Source organism: Intrasporangium sp., from assembly GCF_032907665.1.
Lineage (GTDB): Bacteria > Actinomycetota > Actinomycetes > Actinomycetales > Dermatophilaceae > Intrasporangium.
In genome coordinates, this window is sequence record NZ_JAJJPG010000159.1 from 1 (window position 1) to 7,155 (window position 7,155).

A 7,155-nucleotide genomic window follows, 5' to 3' on the forward strand; every position below is an offset into this window, starting at 1 on the left:
GCCAAGGCCAAGCGCGAGCTGGGATGGCAGCCCGCGCATCCCACCTGGCGCCACGGCCTCCTGGGGTAACACGCTGCGATGACCGGCGTCCTCGTCCGGGACGGAGCCGACGTCGCGGCGCCGAGAAGGCCGTGCAGGAAGCCCTTGATCCTGGCGGTTGAGGTCAGGTAGTCAGGGGAGTCACGCGGTCGATCCGGGTCAGCTTCTCGGGGTTGTTGACCCCGTAGAGCGCGGTGACGTGCCCGGCTTCGGCCTGGATGCTGATGACCGCGTGAAGGGCGCCGTGGTGCTCGACCCTGATCGCCACGGCGCCGTTGACCCAGGCGGCATCCAGGGAGACGCCCTCGGCTCGGCCCAGGAGCATCAGGCTCGTCGCCACCCGGCGGGGCCCGGTGATCGGGCGGGCGGCTGCGCGAACCAGCCCGCCGCCGTCCCCGAGGGCAACGACGTCCGGGGCCAGCACGTTCATCAGGCCGGCGAGATCGCCGGTGCGGATCGCAGCCAGCAGTCGGTTGACCACCTCGGTCTGCTCCGCACGGGACACCCGCAGCCGCGGGCTGCGGGCGTTGACGTGCGACCGCGCGCGGTGGGCGATCTGTCGCACGGCGGCCGGCTTCTTGTCGATGGCTGCGGCGATCTCGTCGTAGGGCACCGCGAAGACCTCGTGGAGCACGAATACCGCCCGCTCGGTCGGTCCGAGCGTCTCCAGAACCCTGAGCATGGCGATCGAAACGCTCTCGGCGAGCTCGACGTCCTCGGCGACGTCAGGGGTCGTCAACACTGGCTCGGGGAGCCATTCGCCGACGTAGGTCTCGCGGCGCCGGGACAGCGTGCGCAACCGGTTGAGGGCCTGACGGGTGACGATCCGGGTCAGGAACGCCCGCGCGTCGCGGACCTGGGCGTGGTCCACCTTCGCCCACTGCAACCAGGTGTCCTGCACCACGTCCTCGGCCTCGACCGCCGAGCCGAGCAGTTCGTAGGCAACCGTGAACAGCAGGCTGCGACGACTCTCGAACTCTTCGATGCTGGCCTCGGAGCTCATGATTCCGACGCTACTCCGGCGGCAGTGGACCGCTCGGCCAGCGGGGGCAGCCCACACCGGTCCGAGAAGCCTTGGGATGCGAAGGGGCCGACGGCGACGTTCATCCGGGACATCATGTTCGCCAGGGTCACGAAGGCGGTCAGCTCCAACAGTGCCGGCGCACCGAGCTCTGTGAGCAGGCGTGCCGACAACTCATCGGTCACCGTCGGCGGCGTCTGGCTCATCGCCTCGGCGTACTCCATGACATCACGCTCGAGCGGCGAGAAGACCTCCGACTCACGCCACCGCGGTACCTCGCGCGCCTTCGCCACGTCGAGCCCGTCGTGATAGGTGGCAAAGTAGCCCAGGTCAAGGCAGAACCGGCAGCCGACCAGGGCCATCGTGGCCATGTGCGCGAAGACCTTCAGGTTCTCATCGCACTCGTTCCACTTCCTTGCCTTCTTCGACATGCCCATGACGGTCATCAGCACCTGCTTGTTGTGCCACATCACCCCGAGCTGCTCTGGCACCTCTCCGAGCATCCTCTTGCTGAACCTCTTGACCAGAGCGCCTCGTATGCCGGTGAGCTCGGTCGTCGGGATCCGGTACTCGGACATCTCGTCCTCCTTCACTGCGCCGGGTCGGTACACCTCAAGTCACCGCCACTGGACCAGGCGTGACATCCTGCCGCCCGACCCGCGTCACCGTGGGCGGTCGGACGCGGGACACAGTGGGGACTCAAACGGGAGTGGGTCTCACCCCGACAGTCCGGGAACGTGCCGTGACCGCGGGGCCCTTTCGGTGAAGGCTGTTCGCGCGCAGGACCTGCATCTGGCTGCGGACATCGCGGCTGGGCTGTCGCCGCCGACCGCGGAAGGCAGCGCGCGACGCGGTGAAGGGGTCAGTGCACGAGGACTGCCTTGACTGCCGCCCCGGATGTGGTGTCACCGATGGCGGCTTCGAGATCGGTGAACGGATAGGTGCGTGCGAGCTTCTCCAGGGGGAAGCGTCCGTTGCGTCGCAACTCGAGCAGCTGAGGGATGAAGACCCGGGGCACGGAGTTCCCCTCGACGATTCCCTGCACCTGCCGACCGAGCTGCATGACCGGCAGCAGGTCGAGCGTCATCCCCGGGGCCGCCCCGACGATGCCGAGCCGACCGCCCCACCCCAGGGCGTCGACCAGTCGGCTGAGCACGGGCGCGACGCCCGTGGTGTCGAAGGCATGCGACGCGCCGCCGTGAGTCAGGTCGCGGATCTGCTCGACCTGATCCTCGTCGTTGCCGTCGATGGTGTGCGTGGCACCGAGTTCCCTGGCCAGCTTCAACCGCTCCTCGACGATGTCGACCGCGATGATCGTCCCGATCCCGGAGGCCACGGCCGCCATCAGCGCACTGAGGCCGACAGCGCCCGTGCCCGCGATCACGATGCTGTCGACTGGTCCTGGCCGCAGCACGTTGAGGATCGCGCCCGCTCCGGTCTGGATGCCACACCCGAGCGGACCGAGCAGGTGCTCGTCCTCGGCGGCCACCCATTCCGGCACCTTGACCAGGTCTCGCTCGGCCACCAGAGCGTGGCTGCCGAACGACGACTGGCCGAAGAAGCTGGAGCCGACCGGCTGTCCCTCGAGGCTCGCCTTGTAGGAACCGTCGGGGCGGGCCAGGGCGAAGTTGACGTCGTTGAAGTGCTCGCAGTTGAACGGCCGACCGGTCAGGCAGGTGCGGCACTGGCCGCACGAGGTGAACGAGGCCATCACCCGGTCGCCCTCGGCGACATCGCTCACGCCGGCGCCGACGGCCTCGACCACGCCCGTGCCCTCGTGGCCGTAGATCGCCGGCGGGAAGTCGGGCTGATGGAAGACGTCGCGGGCGAACAGGTCGGTGTGGCACAGGCCCGTCGAGGTGTAGCGGACCAGCACCTCACCCGGGCGCGGGTCGGCCAGCTCGATGCCGCCGACCAGCTCGAAGGTGCCGCGCGGCTCGCGGAGGACGTGGGCGCTGATCTGGATGGGCACGAGAACTCCTCCCGTAGGGGTCACCTGGAACCGTAACCCGTTGTCCGCCAACGAACCAGCTCCCGGAACTCGACCCCCATGCGTCAGGATCGGACAGGAGGTTGCATCACGCTACAGAATGTCGACATGAGCGATCCGGGAGCCCACAAGGCCGCGCTGCGTCAGTACCTGCAGGAATGCCGCGAGGCATTGCTGTGGAAACTGGACGGCCTCACCGAGCGGGACCTCAGAATGCCCCGCACACCCACTGGGACCAATCTCATCGGCATCGTCAAGCACATGGCCAACGTCGAGATCGGCTACTTCGGCGACACCTTCGGCAGAGAATGGCCGACGCCCCAGCAGCGGGTCTCCGAAGCGGATCTGAAGGCCGACCCGCAGGCCGACTGGTACGCGACCGAGAGCGAAACCTGCGACGAGATCGTCGACCTGTACCGGCGGGTGTGGGCGTTCGCCGATGCGACGATCGAGGAGCTTCCGCTGGATGCGGTCGGCCGAGTCCCGTGGTGGAGCGAGGATCACCAGCAGGTCACCTTGGCCCTCGTCATGGTGCACGTCATTGTGGACCTCGCTCGACACGTGGGGCACGCGGACATCGTGCGTGAGGAGATCGACGGAGCGGCTGGCCTCCGGGCGGGATCCAGCAATCTTCCGCAGCAGGATTGGCCCGCGTATGTCGCCAAGCTCACCCGTCTGGCCGAGCGCTTCTGAACCCGGCGCACGGAGTCACCGATCTGGACGCCTGTCGGCTCCACAGAGATGAACTGCGCCATTGTTCCTCGGTGAAGTGAGCTGGAGGTCGGCGCCCTCCGGAGAGCATCGAGGTGTAGCGGCCGGCGCGCTCCTCGCCAGCTTGCGGGGCGGGAGGCGGTGCGGAAGCCGGTCAGGTCGTATCCGTGCTGTGGCGCAGCCGACAGGCCGGCGCTGCGAGAAGACCTTCACCCGGCTCTGGCTGGTGCCACCATCGGGACATGGAGCAGGCTCGCCTCGACATGTCCTGGAAGGCCTTGTACCGCGCCGGCGGCGTGTCTGCGCTGCTGTTCGTGCTGCTTGTGCTCGTGCCGGTGGCCTTGGTCTTCCTCGCTCCGCTGCCACCCACAGAGGGGGCACCGTTGCTGGAGTACATCGCCGAGCACAAGGCGGTGTACCTGACCCAGCTGGTCTGTTTCGTGGGCCTGGCCGTGCCCGCGATGATCGTGTTCGCTGCCGTCACGGTGGCGCTGATGGACGTCAACAAGAGCGTGGCGCTCATCGGCGGCCTGCTCGGTGTCGCCTCGGAGATCATCGCCCTGGCGCTGGGCAGTAGTCCCCAGTCGCTCCACGGCGGCCTGGTGCTCCTCAGCGACGCGTACGCGTCCGCCGGCACGACAGCCGAGCGAGCCGGGCTGGTGAGCGCGGCGGACGCGCTGATCGCGGCCACGAACGCGGTCTCCTGGGGCGGGATCTTGACCGCCGCTGGAATTCTCGTGCTGTCCGTGGTGATGCGGCGTGGGGTGTTCGGCGGGCCGACCGCGATCCTGGGGATCGTCACGGGCAGTATCGGGATCATGTCCGAGGCCCTCCGACCCCTGATCGGCTCCGCGTACCTCGTCTACGGCCTGCTGCTGCCGATCTGGTTTGCCATGGTCGGCTGGAGACTGCTCCGGATCGACCAGCCACCTCATGGACCCGGTCACGGCGACAGAGCGGAGCCCGGCCAGTCGCCCGCGTGACCTCCAGCCCGGCTCGCCGGCCGACACCTCGGTCTTGTGGCACCACCGTGATTTCAGAGGTGGACAGGCCGCCGGCGGCACGAGTCTGTTGCTGATGGGAAGGGAGCGATACCGCGCAGTGGGAGAGAGTCAGCACTGGGTCGACGACTTCGGGGATGGGCACTGAAGTTCTCGTCTACCTGAGTCTGTGGGCGTTCGTCGCGTGGGGGCGGTTCGATCCTGCACCGGCATGGTCCCCCAGGGTGCCAGCGCTCAGTCTGATTCCGAGGCGGTCCCGGGAGGCGCGTCGAGCACGGTGGGCACGAGCTCCAACAGCTGGAGCCTGCCGTCGAAGGTGCGCGAGTCGGCCGTCTCGAAGCTGACGTCGGGCCAGTCGTCGTACATGCGGTCCCGGCCCGTTGCCCTGTTGACAACCGGGAACGCCACCACGCGGTACCGGTCGACCAGACCCGCCCTGAGCAGCGAGCGGCACAGGCTCGGGCTGCCGATCGTGCGCAGCGGGAGGTCGCCGTCCCGCTTCAGGGAGCGGACCGCTTCGACGGCGTCCTGCACGACCAGGGTCGAGTTCGCCCCCGCAAGAGGCGCCTGCAGGCTCCCTGAGAACACCCGCGCCGAACCCGTCGAGCGAGGTGATGTAGTCGACCATGCGCACCCAGCCCAGCGGCATACGTCAATGAGGTTGAGGGCGTCGAAATGGCGTGGCCTCTCACGACGCCCGCTGCTCGACGCCGAGGATGCGACGCATGCTCATCAGTACTCGGGCGTCGGCGTGAGCAGGTCGTGGACTGCACCGCCTCGCCCGTCGCAACCGGGGGATGACGCAAGACTTGCTACTTCGCAGGTGGGGCGGGCGTCCACTCGCCCTCGGCCTTGACCGCTCGAATGATCCGTCGGCTCGCCTCGCGCAACTGCCGCTTCTGGGTCACGGTCAGCTGGTCGAGGACGAGTCGGTAGACGGTCCTGACGTGCCCCGGCGTGGCCTGCTCCACCGTGCGCGCCCCGAGGTCGGTGAGGATGGCGAGGTTGTACCGCCCGTTGTCGGGGTCGGGTCGACGACGCACCCAGCCCTTCGACTCGAGGCGGGCCACAGCCCGCGACAGGCGCGACAGCGAGCTGTTGGCGTAGCCCGCCAAGACACTCATGCGTAGGGTGCGGTCCTCGGCGCAGGCCAAGGCGTACATGACGCCATACTCGAAGTGACTGACGCCCGAGTCACGTTGCAGCTGCTCGTCGAGCGCGCTGGGGAGCCATTCCAGGACAGTGGCCAGTGCCGCCCACGTCTGCAGGTCGTCTCCGGTGAGTCGCTCCGGCGCCCTCGGCTTCATGGGCCCAGATTACGCAGGCATTCCACCTCGAACGACGGGGCTGACTTGATCAAGCAAGTCACCTCCCTTACGTTTTGACTTGACTGATCAAGTGAGGCTGGCCGTTGAGGTCGGAGAAATGACGGTGATGACGTGGACCTTCAGCTCAGCGGCAAAAGGGCATTTGTGAGCGGTTCGACGCAGGGCATCGGTTACGCGATCGCCCGCGGCCTGCTTGAGGAGGGGGCGTCGGTCGCGGTGAACGGGCGCGACGACGAGCGCGTCCGCAACGCGGCACAGAGCCTGCGGGAGGAGGTTCCCGGCGCGGTCGTATCCGGCGTCGCAGCGGACTTCGCCGACCCGGACCAGGTCTCCCGTCTGCTCGAGGGCCTCGGCGAGGTCGAGATCCTCGTGAACAACGTCGGGCTCTTCGAGGTCAAGGGATTCGAGGACATTACCGACGGGGACTGGCAGCGTTACGTCGAGGTCAACCTCATGAGTGGCGTCCGGCTCTCACGTCATGTGCTCGGCGGGATGCTGGCGAGGGGATGGGGCCGCATCATCTTCATCGGCAGCGAGTCCGGGGTGAACGTTCCTGCAGAGATGGTGCACTACGGGGTGACCAAGGCCGGGATGCTGGCCCTGAGCAACGGTCTCGCCAAGCGGACCCGAGGCACCGAGGTCACGGTCAACACGATCCTCGGCGGGCCGACGTACTCGAAAGGCGTGGCCCGCGTCGTCGAGGAGCTGTCCCGGGCTCAGGGCATGGGAACTGACGAGCTCAAGGGCGCGATCATCGCTGGCAACCAGACGTCCCTGCTGCAGCGCTTCATCGACCCGCGCGAACTCACCAACCTCGCGCTGTACCTCGCGAGCCCCCTCGCGTCGGCCACCAACGGCGCGGCCGTACGCGCCGACGGGGGCGTCCTCACGACGATCCTCTGACCGCGAGGAGCGGGGCCTCGTCACTTCGCACCGGTTCGACCACAATCCTCTTTGCTCCCCAGGACCGGACGGGCCGCACGGTGGTTTCGCCTGCCGTCCCACCTGCGTTAGTCGGCCTGGGTAGCGGCGGCCAGGGTCACGACCGCGTCCGCGTGGGGCTAG

At 68.0% G+C, this 7,155-nt stretch carries 8 protein-coding genes; 3 read left to right on the forward strand and 5 right to left on the reverse strand.

Annotated features, from left to right (window positions below):
• Window positions 1-163 precede the first annotated feature (163 nt).
• The 3 genes from LOY02_RS16805 to LOY02_RS16815 all read right to left on the reverse strand — a co-directional run bounded on the left by LOY02_RS16805 (window position 164) and on the right by LOY02_RS16815 (window position 3,032).
• Entirely contained in the window at window positions 164-1,042 is an 879-nt protein-coding gene (locus LOY02_RS16805) for an RNA polymerase sigma-70 factor (protein ID WP_317183521.1), read from the reverse strand.
• The gene (locus LOY02_RS16810) at window positions 1,039-1,638 is read right to left on the reverse strand and encodes a carboxymuconolactone decarboxylase family protein (protein WP_317183522.1); all 600 of its coding nucleotides are present in this window, start codon (window positions 1,636-1,638) and stop codon (window positions 1,039-1,041) included. Before LOY02_RS16810 ends, LOY02_RS16805 begins: the two co-directional genes overlap by 4 nt.
• Window positions 1,639-1,922: 284 nt before the next feature.
• The gene (locus tag LOY02_RS16815) at window positions 1,923-3,032 is read right to left on the reverse strand and encodes an NAD(P)-dependent alcohol dehydrogenase (RefSeq protein WP_317183523.1); all 1,110 of its coding nucleotides are present in this window, start codon (window positions 3,030-3,032) and stop codon (window positions 1,923-1,925) included.
• A 126-nt stretch (window positions 3,033-3,158) separates the two neighbouring features.
• On the opposite strand from LOY02_RS16815, the gene LOY02_RS16820 reads away from it, so the two are divergent.
• Window positions 3,159-3,743 (forward strand): DinB family protein, encoded by a 585-nt coding sequence (locus tag LOY02_RS16820; RefSeq protein ID WP_317183524.1) that lies wholly within the window; start codon window positions 3,159-3,161, stop codon window positions 3,741-3,743.
• A gap of 260 nt (window positions 3,744-4,003) precedes the next feature.
• On the forward strand, window positions 4,004-4,744 hold the full coding sequence (locus tag LOY02_RS16825; RefSeq protein WP_317183525.1) for a hypothetical protein: 741 nt from the start codon (window positions 4,004-4,006) through the stop codon (window positions 4,742-4,744).
• 252 nt (window positions 4,745-4,996) lie between these two features.
• Here LOY02_RS16825 and LOY02_RS16830 read toward each other — a convergent pair whose 3' ends face one another.
• Both LOY02_RS16830 and LOY02_RS16835 read right to left on the reverse strand, forming a co-directional pair.
• Entirely contained in the window at window positions 4,997-5,296 is a 300-nt protein-coding gene (locus tag LOY02_RS16830) for a dihydrofolate reductase family protein (RefSeq protein ID WP_317183526.1), read from the reverse strand.
• Between the two features lie 278 nt (window positions 5,297-5,574).
• Window positions 5,575-6,069: a MarR family winged helix-turn-helix transcriptional regulator gene (locus LOY02_RS16835; protein ID WP_317183527.1), complete on the reverse strand. Its 495-nt coding sequence runs from the start codon at window positions 6,067-6,069 to the stop codon at window positions 5,575-5,577.
• A 165-nt stretch (window positions 6,070-6,234) separates the two neighbouring features.
• On the opposite strand from LOY02_RS16835, the gene LOY02_RS16840 reads away from it, so the two are divergent.
• Window positions 6,235-6,993, forward strand: a complete 759-nt coding sequence (locus LOY02_RS16840; protein ID WP_317183528.1) for an SDR family oxidoreductase — start codon at window positions 6,235-6,237, stop codon at window positions 6,991-6,993.
• Window positions 6,994-7,155: the final 162 nt, after the last annotated feature.